At 66.0% G+C, this 14649-nt stretch carries 15 protein-coding genes and 1 pseudogene; 2 read left to right on the forward strand and 14 right to left on the reverse strand.

The features are described 5' to 3' along the window. Positions 1-2: 2 nt before the first annotated feature. From F6B93_RS23255 to ssd, 9 genes and pseudogenes are all read right to left on the reverse strand, one after another. Complete coding sequence (locus F6B93_RS23255; protein WP_246540891.1) at positions 3-428, reverse strand: hypothetical protein; 426 nt, start codon at positions 426-428, stop codon at positions 3-5. Continuing rightward, on the reverse strand, positions 425-1210 hold the full coding sequence (locus F6B93_RS20980) for a prolipoprotein diacylglyceryl transferase (protein WP_211696798.1): 786 nt from the start codon (positions 1208-1210) through the stop codon (positions 425-427). The genes F6B93_RS23255 and F6B93_RS20980 overlap by 4 nt, the downstream gene beginning before the upstream one ends. A 127-nt stretch (positions 1211-1337) precedes the next feature. Then, positions 1338-1838: an Rv3654c family TadE-like protein gene (locus tag F6B93_RS20985; protein ID WP_425518477.1), complete on the reverse strand. Its 501-nt coding sequence runs from the start codon at positions 1836-1838 to the stop codon at positions 1338-1340. Next, positions 1744-2037, reverse strand: a pseudogene (locus F6B93_RS20990) (TadE family type IV pilus minor pilin); the annotation flags it as partial. The pseudogene F6B93_RS20990 and the gene F6B93_RS20985, both read right to left, overlap by 95 nt. A gap of 23 nt (positions 2038-2060) precedes the next feature. Further along, positions 2061-2261 (reverse strand): DUF4244 domain-containing protein, encoded by a 201-nt coding sequence (locus tag F6B93_RS20995; RefSeq protein WP_211696801.1) that lies wholly within the window; start codon positions 2259-2261, stop codon positions 2061-2063. A 36-nt stretch (positions 2262-2297) separates the two neighbouring features. Then, positions 2298-2897: a type II secretion system F family protein gene (locus F6B93_RS21000; RefSeq protein WP_211696802.1), complete on the reverse strand. Its 600-nt coding sequence runs from the start codon at positions 2895-2897 to the stop codon at positions 2298-2300. Positions 2898-2916: 19 nt separating this feature from the next. After that, positions 2917-3720, reverse strand: a complete 804-nt coding sequence (locus tag F6B93_RS21005; protein WP_211696803.1) for a type II secretion system F family protein — start codon at positions 3718-3720, stop codon at positions 2917-2919. Continuing rightward, the gene (locus F6B93_RS21010) at positions 3717-4883 is read right to left on the reverse strand and encodes a TadA family conjugal transfer-associated ATPase (protein ID WP_211696804.1); all 1167 of its coding nucleotides are present in this window, start codon (positions 4881-4883) and stop codon (positions 3717-3719) included. Before F6B93_RS21010 ends, F6B93_RS21005 begins: the two co-directional genes overlap by 4 nt. Continuing rightward, the gene (gene ssd / locus F6B93_RS21015) at positions 4880-5944 is read right to left on the reverse strand and encodes a septum site-determining protein Ssd (RefSeq protein WP_211699649.1); all 1065 of its coding nucleotides are present in this window, start codon (positions 5942-5944) and stop codon (positions 4880-4882) included. Before ssd ends, F6B93_RS21010 begins: the two co-directional genes overlap by 4 nt. A gap of 589 nt (positions 5945-6533) precedes the next feature. Between ssd and F6B93_RS21020 the strand changes: the two genes are divergently transcribed. Next, positions 6534-7388 carry an HAD-IB family hydrolase gene (locus F6B93_RS21020; RefSeq protein ID WP_211696805.1) on the forward strand — a complete coding sequence of 285 codons (855 nt, stop codon included), beginning with the start codon at positions 6534-6536 and terminating at the stop codon, positions 7386-7388. A gap of 570 nt (positions 7389-7958) precedes the next feature. On the opposite strand, the gene F6B93_RS21025 is transcribed toward F6B93_RS21020, so the two are convergent. Genes F6B93_RS21025 through F6B93_RS21045 form a run of 5 tightly spaced genes read right to left on the reverse strand, consistent with a single transcriptional unit; the run spans position 7959 to position 14117 of the window. After that, on the reverse strand, positions 7959-8765 hold the full coding sequence (locus F6B93_RS21025) for an oxidoreductase (RefSeq protein ID WP_211696806.1): 807 nt from the start codon (positions 8763-8765) through the stop codon (positions 7959-7961). Positions 8766-8776: 11 nt separating this feature from the next. Continuing rightward, a complete protein-coding gene (locus F6B93_RS21030) occupies positions 8777-10702 on the reverse strand; it encodes a dipeptide ABC transporter ATP-binding protein (RefSeq protein ID WP_425518478.1) in 1926 nt (641 codons plus the stop codon). Continuing rightward, positions 10699-11574 (reverse strand): ABC transporter permease, encoded by an 876-nt coding sequence (locus tag F6B93_RS21035; RefSeq protein WP_211696807.1) that lies wholly within the window; start codon positions 11572-11574, stop codon positions 10699-10701. The genes F6B93_RS21030 and F6B93_RS21035 overlap by 4 nt, the downstream gene beginning before the upstream one ends. Beyond that, positions 11567-12493 carry an ABC transporter permease gene (locus F6B93_RS21040; RefSeq protein ID WP_211696808.1) on the reverse strand — a complete coding sequence of 309 codons (927 nt, stop codon included), beginning with the start codon at positions 12491-12493 and terminating at the stop codon, positions 11567-11569. The genes F6B93_RS21035 and F6B93_RS21040 overlap by 8 nt, the downstream gene beginning before the upstream one ends. A gap of 1 nt (position 12494) precedes the next feature. After that, the gene (locus F6B93_RS21045; protein ID WP_211696809.1) at positions 12495-14117 is read right to left on the reverse strand and encodes a peptide ABC transporter substrate-binding protein; all 1623 of its coding nucleotides are present in this window, start codon (positions 14115-14117) and stop codon (positions 12495-12497) included. A 95-nt stretch (positions 14118-14212) separates the two neighbouring features. Between F6B93_RS21045 and F6B93_RS21050 the strand changes: the two genes are divergently transcribed. Further along, complete coding sequence (locus tag F6B93_RS21050) at positions 14213-14632, forward strand: hypothetical protein (RefSeq protein WP_211696810.1); 420 nt, start codon at positions 14213-14215, stop codon at positions 14630-14632. The last annotated feature ends 17 nt before the right edge of the window (positions 14633-14649 follow it).

Below are 14649 nucleotides of genomic sequence, written 5' to 3' on the forward strand. Positions count from 1 at the left end.
CGTCATAGGACGACCCCATACATGGTGGGGTTCACACCGGTGCAAAAGCCGGCGGTGACAATCGACGTCAGTGCCCAGCCGATCATTAATCCGAGGCCGATACCCCTCGCCCACGGATTTCGAAGTGCCACCAGCACGCCGCCAGCGCCAAATGCGATGAACCCAAGTGCAATCGCCCCGATGACTATCGCCACATTGGACTCCATTGCCTCGGCAAGTCCCAACAACACCATCAACGCGACAAGCAGATTGATCCCAAAGTAGATGAATGCACCGACGACCGCCGCCACCGCGAGTTCTCCGCTGGACTTGCGTGGCCGTGGATTCACATAGGGGTTCGGCTGGTCGGGGTTGTACGGATACCCCGGCGGCGGCCAACCGGGAGGGCGCCATCCCTCCGGGGGCACGTCGGGAGGCGGGTTCGTCACGTCAGCACTTCCCGCCGATTCAGCAACGAGTCGTAGTAGCCATGCCGATGACCGTAACCGAGCCGGACCGCTAGGAGCGCAAACGACGGCAGCAGAAACCATTGCGGCCGCGTCAAACCCAGCCACACCGTTTCGTTGGCGCGGACAAACTCGACCAAGAATCGGAACACCGCATACCCCGCGACATAGAGGACGAATAACTCGCCGGGTCGCGACACGCGGTCTCGCAGCCACAGCAGAACAACGAAGGCGACCAGCTGAAACCCGATCTCGTAAAGAAACGACGGATGCATCGCCACGCCCGCAATGCAGCCTGGGCATTGCGGCGTCGCAGCCGGGGCGTGGACTCCCCATGGCAGGCCTGTCGGCCGGCCGGGCGCTTCGGTGAGATGGCAGCCGATGCGACCGACCGCCATGCCCAACGCAACGGCCGGGGCGAACAGATCGCCGGTCTTGCCCGTGTAGCCACCGATCCGCTTGGCGATCAGCACGCCGAGATAGGCACCCACCAAGCCGCCCAGGATGCTGCGGGAACCAAATTCCCAGGCCTGCAACAAGGTCGGGTTCAACCGCATGTTGACATGTTCGGCCCACCCCGACAGCCTCATGCCGATCGCGCCGCCGACGAGAGCGCCCGCCACGGCTACCACCGACTGGTCGTTCACCGCACCGCGGCGGCGCGCCTCGCGACTGAAGACAATCGTGGCGACCAGCACGCCCAGCCCCACGAACATGCCATGCACCGGCAGGACTAGCGGACCGATCCGCCACTGCGGAACCACCCCGACAGCCTATACGTCTGGCAAGCAAAGCCATCCCGTCCGCACCAGGGGCCATGCGGGTGCGCCGCTGCCACCATCGCTGATGGTTGCCGGTATCAAGCCGTGTCGGGCGGCACCCAGCACTCGCTCACGCTGCCGCTGGTGCGCGGTCGGTCGGCCGTGCTGGCATAGACGGGCCGAACAAACCCAGGACACGTTGTCGCGGTGGCTGCTCGGGACCGGCCCGCGCGGTCGCCCGCGCGATACCGGCAAACGCAACGGCGACGTCCGCCGTGACGACAACATCGAGGTCGTCCACACCACACCGGACATCACCGACGCGCATCTCACGAGCAACACGCTCCGCGCGGGCGCAGGCCGCCGCAACGCCAGCCGGTAGTCGTGCCGCGCCAGCCAGGGCAGCCAGATCTGCCGCCGCTTGTGCGCGGTGACGCGCCACCATCACCGAGCCGAGGTAGGCAACCACACCCGTGCTCACCAGCAAAACCACCACCATCGCCGCCGCGACGACCGTAGCCGAGCCGCGGTCATCGTTACTCAGCGGCCGAGACTGCCTTGGCCCCAATATCCAACGTCGGCAACAGGTGGGAATGTGCGGTGACCGTGGCGACGAGGAACTCGCCGTCACGGTACACCTGGACCCGTGCCGCAGGCGGCGCGATCCGACGCGCGACCTCGACCGCCAAACGTTCGTTCCCGCGGGCGGCCAACCGAGCGGCCTCACGGGCCGCGTCGATACAGCGGATCTGCATTGACGCCGCGCTGATGCCAGCCAGACACAGCAGCAGGACCGTGACCAACGTCGCGATTGCCAAGGCGGCCTCGACGGTGCTCGAGCCGGCACTTGATGCTAGACCTTGGTGCTGAGCGCGCGGCCGATGATGCGGTTCAAGGCCGACACGATCGAATCTCCGGTGACGACCGAGTAGAGGATTGCGCCGAAGGCTGCCGCCGCGATTGTCCCGATGGCGTACTCCACGGTGGACATCCCCGAGTCGTCGGCGACCAGCAACGTCATCCGCGCCGCGAGTGCGCGAAACATGTTGATCATCAATGCATCCTCTCCGTTGGGGTGTTTGCTGTGCGGTCACATCAGGCCCGACTGCGCGACGTCGCCGGCCAGGCCAACCACCACCGGGACTAGGCCCAGGCACACGAACGCCGGCAAAAAGCACAATCCCAGCGGACCCGCTATCAACACGCCGGCTCGTTCGGCGGTTGCGGCGGCGGCGTGTGCGGCCTCATCGCGCGACCGGGCGGCCAGTTCGACGACACCGTCCGCTAGTGCCGCACCTGAGGATGCCGAACGGCGCGCCAACCGCAAGAATGCTTCGACCTGCGGATCGAGCGCGCCAGTCGGAAGATCGGGCGGCGACCAGGCAACGTTGGGGTCGGCACCCAAGGCCAGCAAGTCGGCAGCCCGGCGCAACACGCCCGCCAACTGTGGGGACGCGGATCGGACGGCCGCGGCCGCGGCCGTCGATACCGCCATTCCTGCCGCCAGACAGACGGCCAACACATCCAGACTCGATGCCACCGCCAACGGATCCCGCCCGCCCCCCGGCCCGTGCACCTGCCCGCCCCGCATTCGCTGCACGCGCCGAGCTATTCCGGCGCGTGCCCGCACCTCCGATGGGCCGGCACTCACCCACACAGCTATGGCCAGCAGTACCGCCGCCGCGCTCACCTGCGACCGCCCCGTAGACTCAAGATGCCGGCCAATCGGTAATCCGGTCCGACCACAACAGCCCAGCGCACGCCAGGGTAATTCCGGCCACCAGCAACCATCCGCCCGCAGACCCGCTCAGCAGGAAGCTCACCGGCCGGGCCCCAATGAGCTGCCCGAGCAGCACCCCGAGCACCGGCAAGCCCGCCAATACAGTCGCACTGGCCCGCGCTCCGGCCATCCCCGATGCCATCCGCGCCGAAAACCTCTGCCGCTCAGCAATATCACGTTGCGCAGCCCGCATGACGGTAGCTATGGCCAAGCCATGATCATTGGCCAGCTGCCAGCTCACCGCTAGGCGCTCCCAGTACCCGGGAAGCGCCGAGTCTCGGGCGATCGACCGCAGGCCCGCGGCAACGTCGGCACCCAATCTTGCGCGCGCCGCGACCGCGCCAAAGGCGGCAGAAACGGGGCCACTGGCCTCGTCCGCAGCAACGCTGAACGCCCGCACCGGATGGGCACCGGCGCGCAGCTCGCCGACCAGCGATTCGAGGCCCGCTTCGAGCGCCCGCGTCTCCCTACAGCTTCGTTGGCCGCGACGGCGGCGCCGGTAGCGCAGGCTCGCGGTTGCGCCCACCACCGCGGCGGCGACGACGGTCGTTGGCGGCACCACGATGGCCACGCCGGCACTGACGCATCCGGCGATGCAGCCGAGCCATCCGCTGTTGATCAACCGGACTCGCCCACGCCCGGAGTCCTTCCGTACGAGCCGGTGTCGTGGCGCTGAGGGCACGAGAAGCACGGCGATCGCCAGTATCAGGGCAGCGGGCGCCGGCCCGGTCATCTCGATACCCGACCGCTCAACAAGCCGCGCAGGGCGGCGGCGTCGGCGGTCAGGCCGCGGTCCGCATGCCACGCAGTCACGGCTTCAACCTGCCCGGTGTCGGATTGGCGCAGGAGGGCAATCTCACTGAGCCTGCGGCGACCGATCCGGTCTCGCCCAACGTGGAGCAGTACTCGGACGGCCGCGGCGAGCTGGCTATGCAAGGCTCCCCGGTCGAGGCCGCCGAGTGCCCCCAACGCTTCCAGGCGGGCCGGTACCTCGCCCGGGCTGTTCGCGTGCACCGTGCCCGCGCCGCCCTCATGGCCGGTATTCAGCGCAGCAAGCAAATCCACCGCTTCGGCGCCGCGAACCTCGCCGACCACAATGCGGTCGGGCCGCATCCGCAACGCCTGTCGGACAAGTTCGCGCACAGTGACCTCGCCAACACCTTCGACGTTCGCACACCGGGCGACTAGCTTGACCAGATGCGGATGACGCGGTGCTAGCTCGGCGGCGTCCTCGACGCAAACGATCCGCTCACCGGGCGAAACCGCACCCAACATCGCCGCCAACAGCGTGGTCTTGCCGGCCCCAGTCCCACCGCACACGAGAAAGGCCAGCCGAGCGGCGATGATGTCGGCAACCATCGCAGCGGCCGTGGGGTCGACAGCCCCAACGGCGGTCAGCGCGGCCAGATCCTGTGTAGCCGGACGAAGCACCCGCAACGACAAACACGTGCCTCCAACCGCCAACGGTGGCAACACCGCATGCAACCGCACCGCGAAGCCTCTCGCACCGATTCCCGTCAACTGCCCGTCCACCCACGGTTGCGCGTCGTCAAGACGGCGTCCCGCCGCCAACGCCAGGCGTTGCGCCAGTCGCCGCACCGCCGCCTCGTCGGCAAAACGAACTTCACTGCGCCGCAAACCGTTTCCATCGTCGACCCACACCGAGTCGGGTGCGATGACCAAGACGTCGGTCGTGCCGTCGGCGCGCAGCAGCGGTTCGAGGATGCCGGCACCGGTCAGTTCGGTCTGCAAGACCCGAAGATTGGCCAACACCTCGGTGTCGCCGAGTACCCCACCGGACTCGGCACGAATTGCCGCCGCCACAATGCTGGGGCGCAGCGGGGCAGGTTCGGCGGCCAGCCGTTCGCGGACGCGCTCGATCAGCGAGCCCGTCACGCTGCCCTACCACCTGCCGCTGCGTCCCTACCCGAACCCTGGTGCGGCAACACGCCAAGCACCCGGCGGGCCGCCGCTGCCAACGCGGACCGGCGTCGCAACCGAAGACCACCGTGTTCGAGCTGCTCAGCTACCCTCGGCTGCACCCGCACCGATGCCAACAAGGGCACACCGATGGTGTCGGCAAATTCCGCCGCCCGCAATCCCCCAGGCGCCGGGCCCCGCACCACCAACCCGAGGTTGGGGTTGATCGCGGCCAGCGCTGGTGCGAGAGTCGCGGTGGCGGCGCACGCCCGCACATCGCATGAGCTCACCAGCACCACAAGATCGGCGGCGTCCAACGCGGCTTGGGTGGCATCCGTCAGACAACGCGGAAGGTCACCGACCACCGTCACTCCGCCCCGGCGGCCGGCATCGATCACAGCCTCTACCGGTGCGGCCTCCGGCTCGTAGCCACTCCGGCTTCCTGAGAGCACGCTGATCCCCCGGTGGCGCGGAAGGGCGTCGCGCACGGCCGGCCAGTTGAGTCGCCCACCCTGCACAGCCAAGTCAGGCCAGCGCAGACCCGGTGTGCTCTCGCCCCCCAACAGCAGATCGATTCCGCCGCCCCACGGATCGAGGTCCACCAGCAACGCGTCGCCGGCGGCTAGCGCCAATGCCGACGCGAACATGGAAGCCCCTGCACCACCACGGCCCCCGATGACCGCCAGGACCTCCCCGCGGTTTCCGTCCCCGGGGGCCGCCTCGGTGGCCTCGGCGAGCTCGCGGATCAGTTCACGTTCTTGGTCGGGCATCGTCAGCACGTTCTGCGCACCCACACAGATGGCGGCGATCCAGGTATTCGTCACGGGTTCGGTGGCAGTGAGGACGGTGACGCGGGCCCTTCGCGGCAAGCCCAGCTGCCCACACCGATCGGCAGCCGCCTGGTCGAGCACCACGCATGCCGCGCCCGACCAAATCCTTCTACCTACCGAATTACCCGTGCCCGCATACACAACCCGCACCCCGACGGCGGCGGCGACCCGGTCCAATTCGTCGCGCAATTGCGGATCAGTCACCATCGCCAGCACGCCGAATGCCGACTGGCTGGAACGCGACGGGCCGCGAAACGTGTGGCGAAATGGCTCGCGAAGAGGGCCGCGCAACAGGGAGGTCACGCGTACAACGTGCGGGACGGTGCCGATCGGGCGCTAGTCCGGGAACCCGGTTTGTCGGGATTGGGTGGAGGGAATGCCAACTGTGCACAACCACACCGGTGGACGCTCGCAGCGTCCTGGACATTCCCATCTCGCGGCCATCTAGCGCGACCCTGGCGAACTTTGCTAAACACACTAACGAACGTGACCAGGCGCCCAACAAGACGAAGTGCCCCACAAAAGGGACGACCCCCGCCAGGGGGGGAGGAGGCGAGGGTCGTCGTGCATCAGCCCCGGGGGGTCGGACTGATACACCCTCGGCAATAGGCCGAGTAATGCTTACTATACACATGACAGTGCGTATTGACGCAAGTGCCGACCGCAATCCGACCGCAATTGAAAACACCGCTTGAGCCCCGCAAATAGCGGCGCATGGTCGACCACACGGGTAATCGACTGACCATTCCGGGGCCAAGGTCGCGGCCTCCTCCGCGTGCCCGCCTATGCTGGATCGGTGACCGTCTCCGACTCGGCCGCGCAGCAAACCGCACCGCGAGGCAGACCAGCCACCGCTCCCAGCGCCCGCACAGCCGCTTTCTTCGACCTTGACAAGACGATCATCGCCAAGTCCAGCACGCTGGCGTTCAGCAAACCCTTTTTCGCTCAGGGATTGCTCAACCGCCGCGCTGTATTGAAGTCCAGCTATGCGCAGTTCATCTTTATGCTTTCCGGCGCTGACCACGACCAGATGGACCGGATGCGCACCCACATGACCAACATGTGTACCGGCTGGGACGTTGCCCAAGTGCAGTCGATCGTCAACGAAACACTCCACGACATCGTGACTCCGCTGGTCTTCGCCGAAGCCGCTGATCTCATCGCCGGTCACAAGCTGTGTGGCCGCGACGTTGTGGTGGTCTCGGCTTCCGGCGCGGAAATCGTTGGCCCGATCGCACGCGCGCTGGGCGCTACCCATGCGATGGCGACACGGATGGTCGTCGAGGACGGCAAGTACACGGGCGAGGTCGCGTTCTACTGCTACGGCGAAGGCAAGGTCCAGGCGATCCGCGAGCTTGCTACCTGCGAGGGCTACCCACTGGAACACTGCTACGCCTATTCCGATTCGATCACCGACCTGCCGATGCTCGAAGCCGTCGGGCACCCCTCGGTCGTCAACCCCGATCGCGGGTTGCGCAAGGAAGCCATCGAACGCGGTTGGCCGGTCTTGTCGTTCTCACGACCGGTATCCCTTCGCGACCGTATTCCGGCACCGTCGGGTGCAGCCATCGCCACGACCGCCGCGGTCGGGGTCAGCGCCCTCGCAGCCGGCGCGGTCACCTATTCGCTGCTGCGCCGATTCGCGTTCTAGCCCCGGCGACGATACGAGCCACGAAGAGGCTCGAGGAGGAGCGGGGCCATCGGGCACGCCCCGGCGACCCAACCCCTCGATGCGGTCTCCGATACACGCAATCCGAAGCGGCTTCGAGCCTTTCGCAGAATTAGGCCTTGCTGTGTTGAGGGTCTCGTAGTAGAAAGGAACCACGGAAGCTCGGCAAGGCCTAGGTCGATCCGGAAGAGAAGGTTCGGTCTCCCAACCCGGGCACCCAGCACGGTTCCCGGCACCCACGCCGAGTCATAGCCGCGATAATGGCAGAAGTGTTGCGGGCCTGCGTAACTGCGAAGATTGAATGTGTCGACGGCCCTTTGGGTGGGGCTGCAGCAGAAGACTTCGCAGGATCGCCGAGGCCACCCACGCAACCCACAGATGCACGCTTGGTAACCGAGAACCGTGTTGGCGGGCGGCGATTCGAATTCTTCGGTCGCCGCCCGCTTTACATTTTCTCAGGCTGATCCTCAGTCCGGAGCATTGTTCCGAGCCACTGTTCTCCAACCCGACCTCGCGGGCCGTTCTGGCCTCGAGCAGGCGCTGGTCACCGGATCATTGGTCACCCGGCCGTGCGCTCTGCATCGCATCGGCAATCGCCAATGCCTCCTGTGCACCGTTCTGCATCGCCCGGCAACACAGTACGAGCCAGCGCGCTAGACCCTCAGGCGTACCTCCGCCGAATCGATGGGCCGCGTCGTGATAGTCGGTGGGTTGGCGCATCCAACTCACCTCGGGCACCCCTAGTCCATGAGGGTCCAGCCCTGTTGCGATAGTCAACAGCCGCGACACCGCGCGCGCTACAACGCCATCAGCACTGCCAAAGGGCTTTAGTGTCAACAGCTCTCCGTGCGCAGCCGCGGCAACCACCGGTGCGGACGCCCGCGTGCGACCGGTCACCATATCCACAAGCAGCTCCAACCGCGGGCCGACCTCGCCACCACCGCGTGGGCGGCCGAGCCGATCGTCGTCGACATGATCAGCGGCGGCCAGCATGTGCAGGCGAGCCAGCGCCTGCAACGGCGCCCGCTGCCACACCGCGACTAGGGAACCCGTGCCACCCTCCAACGCTTGCGCCACGCGCAGAGCGCCCCCGAATACCGGGTCGGTCGCGACCCGGTATTCGGGGGCGTCCGGGGCCGACTCCAACTGGTTGTTGTGTCGATCGTCGAATCCCGACAGACCGCCGTCGAGCACCGACGAGGCCCGCGCCGCCCGCAACGAAGCCTCGGCGGCGGTCGCGGGCCAGCCCCGGAGGTTTGCCGGGTGCCGGTGCGCCCGGCTCAGCGCGTCGCGCGCGCGGTCGCTGGCGGCGGCAACGCCAGGGAGCTCCATCAGCAACGCGAGCGGATCGGCCGTCACAGGTTCCCAACCTATCGGGGACCGGCCTGCGCACCTGGGATGGCCTCCAGCAGCTGACGAGTGTATTCATGACCGGGACGGGTGAACACCACGTCGGTAGCCGCGTGCTCTACTACCCGACCGGAGCGCATCACGAGAACATCGTCAGCGATCTGTCGGATCACCGCCAGATCATGGCTGATGAACAGATACGTTAGGCCCAGGCTCGCCTGCAGGTCGGCCAATAGGGCCAGGATCTGCGCCTGTACCAGGACGTCGAGAGCCGAGACCGCCTCGTCGCACACCAACACCTCGGGCCGTAGCGCCAACGCTCGGGCGATGGCGACCCGCTGCCGCTGACCACCCGACAGTTCACGAGGCAGCCGGCCGAGGACCGATGACGGGAGCGCCACCTGATCGAGTAGCTCCCGCACCGCCTGTTTGCGCTGCGCGCGGTCACCGACCCGGTGTATCCGCAGCGGTTCTTCGATAGTGCGAAACACCGAGTACATGGGATCGAGGCTGCTATAGGGATTCTGGAACACTGGCTGCACCCGACGGCGAAAGGCGAACGCCCGGTCCCGATTTAGCGCCCCGACGTTGGTGCCCGGCACCGGCAATCCATCGAAGGTGACCGTGCCTGAGGTCGGCTGAAGCAGCCCGAGAACCATGCGGGCCAACGTCGACTTGCCCGAACCTGACTCACCGACAATCGCCAGAGTGCTTGCCCGCGGTAGCCGAAAGGACACCCGGTCGACCGCGTGAAACTCCGCCCGGCGCCACGGTGCGCCGTGAGACTCCCGGTAAACTTTGGTCAGCTCGGATGCGACGATAATGTCATCGACCTCAGTCGCCGCATGAGTCCCGACGCGCGCCGCTCTGGTGTTGCACGCAGTCAACGACGGAGCCGCAGCAACCAGCCGCCGGGTGTACCCGTGCCGCGGTTCGTGCAAAATTTCCTGTGCTGCACCGGATTCCACCACCATCCCACGGTGCACCACGACGACGGACTCGGCTCGTTCGGCCGCCAGCGCCAGATCATGCGTGATCAGCAGCAACGCGGTGCCCAGTTCGCCGGTGAGCCGCCCAAGATGGTCGAGGACCTGGCGCTGTACGGTGACATCCAGGGCTGACGTCGGCTCATCGGCAATCAGCAGTTGAGGCCTGCCCGCCAGGCCAATAGCGATCAACGCGCGCTGGCACATGCCGCCCGACAGCTGATGCGGGTACCGCCCGGCTTGCCTTTCCGGATTCGGTATGCCGGCTTCGGCCAGCAATTCCAGCACGCGTCGTCGCGCTTGGCTACCATCGGTGTTGGCCCGCAACGCCTCCCGGACTTGAAAGCCGACCTTCCACACCGGGTTGAGGTTGGTCATCGGGTCTTGGGGTACATAGCCGATGTCGCGGCCCCTGATCGAGCGCAGGAGCTTCCGGTCAGCCCTGCGGTCGAATGAGGTGATGTCGCGGCCGTCAAACACAATGCGTCCGGAGGTAATTCGTCCGCCAGTCGGAAGGAGCCCGAGAATAGCAGCAGCCGTAGTGGATTTACCAGATCCCGATTCACCGACTACGGCGACCGTTTGACCACGCAAGACCGTTAGATCCACGCCGCGAACGGCGGGGGCAGCGGCGCCGAATCTGACTTCCAGGCCCTCGACCGACAACAGCGGCGATCCGGTGCGGTTGAAATGGCACCGCTCCTCCTCATCGCTTCGCTCTGCATCGTCGCCGGTGCTGTTGAAATGGCACCGCTCCTCCTCATCGCTTCGCTCTGCATCGTCGCCGGTGCGGTTGAAATGGCACCGCTCCTCCTCATCGCTTCGCTCTGCATCGTCGCCGGTGCGGTTGAAATGGCACCGCTCCTCCTCATCGCTTCGCTCTACATCGTCGCCGGTGCGGTTCACATGGCACTGCTCCTGCGCGTGGATCCCGCCCCTACGGGCACCGTCGCTAGTCATGCACGCCACGCTCGTGACGCGGGATCGAGAGCATCGCGCAGGGCATCGCCCATCATCATGAAGGCCAACACCGTAATCGCCAGTGCACCGGCCGGATAGAACAGGATTGGCGAGCCCGACCGCAGTCGGGTCTGGTCGACGCTGATGTCCCCGCCCCAAGACACCACCGACGTCGGCAATCCGACTCCTAGGTACGACAACGTCGCCTCGGTAACGATGAAGATGCCCAAGGCAAGGGTAGCCACGGCAATTACCGGGCCAATCGCGTTGGGCAGCGCATGCCGCAGAAGAATCTGAAACCTCGATAAGCCCAGCGCTTTAGCCGCGAGGACATAATCGCTATTGCGAACCTCGAGCACCGCACCACGCGCGATTCTGGCGACTTGTGGCCAGCCGAACAAGGCAAGGATTGCGACCACGGTCCACACCGTACGTCGCTGCATGACTTGCATGAGGACGATGGCGGCCAAGAGCAACGGTAGCCCGAAGAACACGTCGGTGACACGGGAGACCACCGCATCGACCCAACCGCCGTAGAAGCCGGCGAGCGCGCCCAACGAACCGCCGACGATAAACACGGCGAGGGTGGCCCCCAACCCGACCGTGACTGAAGCTCGCGCGCCGTAAATGGTTCGCGCATAGATATCATGGCCCTGCAGGTCGGTGCCGAACCAGTGCGCAGCCGACGGAGGAAGCAGACTATCGCTGGGATCGGCATAGGTCGGATCGGTCCCGGTGAACCATCCGGGAAACGCCGCGACAATCAGAATCAACCCGACCAGCACGGCCGCGGCGACGAACTTCGGACGCCGCCGCAACGCCCGCCAAGTGTCGAGCCAGAAACCATGGCGGACCGGAACGTGCTCAGCCATAACGGATCCGTGGATCTAGCGCGGCATACAGCAGATCCACCAGCAGATTGGTGATCAGGTAGATCAGCACCAACACCGTCACGATCGACACCACCGTCGGCGCCTCCTGCCTAGTGACCGCTTGATAGAGCACACCGCCAACGCCGTGGATGTTGAAGATCCCTTCTGTCACCATGGCGCCACCCATCAGCGCCCCCAGGTCGGCGCCGAGGAAGGTCACCACCGGGATCAGCGAGTTGCGAAGAATGTGGACTGTCACCACCCTGGGCCGTGACAACCCTTTGGCGGTGGCCGTGCGGACGTAGTCCGCGTATGCATTGGCGGCGACCGCAGAACGGGTTAGCCGTACCACATACGCGAAGGACACCGCCCCCAGGACAATCCCGGGCAGGAGTAGCCGAGCGAACGTCGCCCGCTCGCCCACCGTAACCGGCGCGATTCCCAGCCGGACCCCGAATACGAACTGCGCCAGGAACCCCAGCACGAAAATGGGTATCGCGACGATGATGAGGCCGGTGACCAGCACCGCGGAATCGAAGATCCCGCCCTGCCGCAGGCCAGCGATCACACCGAATCCGATCCCCAGTACTGCCTCCACAGCCAGTGCGATCAATGCCAGCCGAATGGTGACCGGAAACGCATGCGCCAGAACGGCGCCAACCGGCAACCCGGAATAGGCGCGGCCCAAGTCGCCATGCAGGATTCCCCCCAGGTAACGCAGGTACTGAACGATGAACGGATCGTCGAGGTGGTAGCGCGCACGCAGCTGCGCCGCCACGGCCGGGGTCAGCGGGCGGTCTCCCGCGATCGCCGCTACCGGATCACCGGGCAGCAGGAAGACCATGCCATAGATCAGCAGCGTGGCACCGAGGAAAACCGGCACCATCACGGCGATCCGGCGTGTCACATACCAGCCCATCTCAGTCCTTGGCGATGTTCTCGTAGTCGGGAAGACCGTTCCACGTCACCTCGACATTGCCAACCGCCGACGACCAGCCGACCACGCTGATGTAGTCCCAGAGCGGTACTATCGGCATGTCGTGCAAGAGGATTCGTTGCGCGTCGTTCGCACGAACGTCCGCTTCGCGCAGGGTGGGCGCCGCCTCTGCGGCCGCCAGCGCGGCGTCGAACGCCGGGTTGGAGTAGCCCACGTCATTGGATCCCGCGCCCGTGGCAAACAGCGGAGCGAGGAATTCGATCAGGGACGGATAGTCACCCTGCCACCCAGCGCGGAACGCGCTGTCGATGGTGCGGTTGGTGATCTGGGTGCGGAATCCTGCGAAGGTGGGCTGCGGCGCACCGACCGCGTCGATGCCCAGAACATTCTTGATGTTGTTGGCCACCGCGTCCACCCACTCGCGGTGACCACTATCAGCGTTGTAGGCGATCGCGTACCGGCCACTCCAGGGCGAGATGGAATCGGCCTGCGCCCAGAGCCGACGGGCTCGTTCCGGGTCATATCTAAGCACCTCGGTGCCCGGCAGGTCCGGGTCGAAGCCCGGGAGCGAGCGGGCAGTGAAATCTCCGGCCGGGCTGCGAGTTCCGACGAAGATCTGCTGGCAGATTTGCGCTCTGTTAATGGAAGCCGAGAGCGCCTGCCGGCGCAACCGGCCCTCCTCGCCACCGAAATGTGCTAGCCGTAGCGGGGTGTCGAGCGCTTGATTAATCGCCGCCGGCCCGCGAGCGGAGTTTGCACCGAGATCGCGCTCGTAGACCGTCAACGCACTGGGTGGAATCGTGTCCAGGACATCGAGATTGCCTGACAACAAGTCGGCGTACGCGGTGTCCAGATTGGCGTAGAACTCAAACCTCAAGCCCTTGTTGTGCGGCTTGCGATTGCCGTGGTACTCAGGGTTGGGCACCAGGTCGATCTTGACATTGTGTTCCCAGGCCGGCCCGTCCGAGTCGTCGGCGAGTTTGTACGGGCCGTTGCCAATCGGAGCGCGCCCAAACGCGGCCATGTCCCGAAACGCCGCGGCCGGCAACGGATAGAACGAACTATGGCCCAGCCGCAACGTGAAGTCGATAGTGGGCGCCTTGAGCAGCACGGTGAACTCGAGGTCACTGACAACACGTAATCCGGACATGGTGGTCGGCTGACCCTCGCGCGGGGGGCCGGCGACCTCGTCGAATCCCTCGATTGGACTGAAAAAGTGCTGCTGCAGTTGCGCATTCGCACTCAGTGCCCCATAGTTCCACGCGTCGACGAACGAGTGAGCCGTCACCGGCGAGCCATCGCTGAACTTCCACCCCGGCTTGAGAATGATCCGGTAGCGAACGTTATCGGTGGTTTCGATGGCCTGGGCGACCTCCAGCGACGGTTCTCCCCTCGCGTCATAGGACATCAGGCCGGCGAACAGCCGATCAATGATCCGCCCGCCATTGCTGTCATTAGTGCCGGTCGGAATCAAGGGGTTCGGCGGCTCCCCACCATTGACAACTACTACCTCAGGGCTAAGGATCCCGCCCCCGCACCCGACCACCGACGCCAACCCCAATAATCCGGCAGCAAGAACGGCCAGCGTGGCCCACATCCGGAGCATGACAGCGACCCTACTGCGCCTAGTACCAACGCTGCCGGATCCAGACGGCGCCGGCCCTCGACGGCGCGCCGGTCCCACCTGCCTAGAATCCCCCAATGACCGCCACCTTCCTCGCAGCACCCGACGCCGTCTTTCGGACCGGGTATTTGGTCGCTGCGCTCGGCGTTCCCACGGTGGGATGGATCCTCCTGATCGTCGGGCTCAAGCAGCGCTCTCGTGGCCGTCCGCAACCTGGCGCCCGCTCCACCAACCACCCTGCGTCGCCGCCGGAGAAATCGGCTGGTACCCGACTGATTCTCGTGGGGGCGGTGCTCATGGCGTTGGGTGTGCTGGCGATCATCGCGCGGCTGGCCACCGCGGATCCGGCGCCGTCCGAGGGGTCTCTGGGCAGAGAGTGGAGCAAACGACCACACGTCCTCGCTTCGACCACGTGCGGGCTTGCCACTAACGGTGAGCCCCGAGCCCCGAGCCCCGCAGCGAGAGTGCTCACCGGTCGGCGGCTCGGTGCTGATTGACCCGCACTAGGCTCGTC

The sequence above is a fragment of the Mycobacterium spongiae genome (assembly GCF_018278905.1).
GTDB classification, from domain to species: domain Bacteria; phylum Actinomycetota; class Actinomycetes; order Mycobacteriales; family Mycobacteriaceae; genus Mycobacterium; species Mycobacterium spongiae.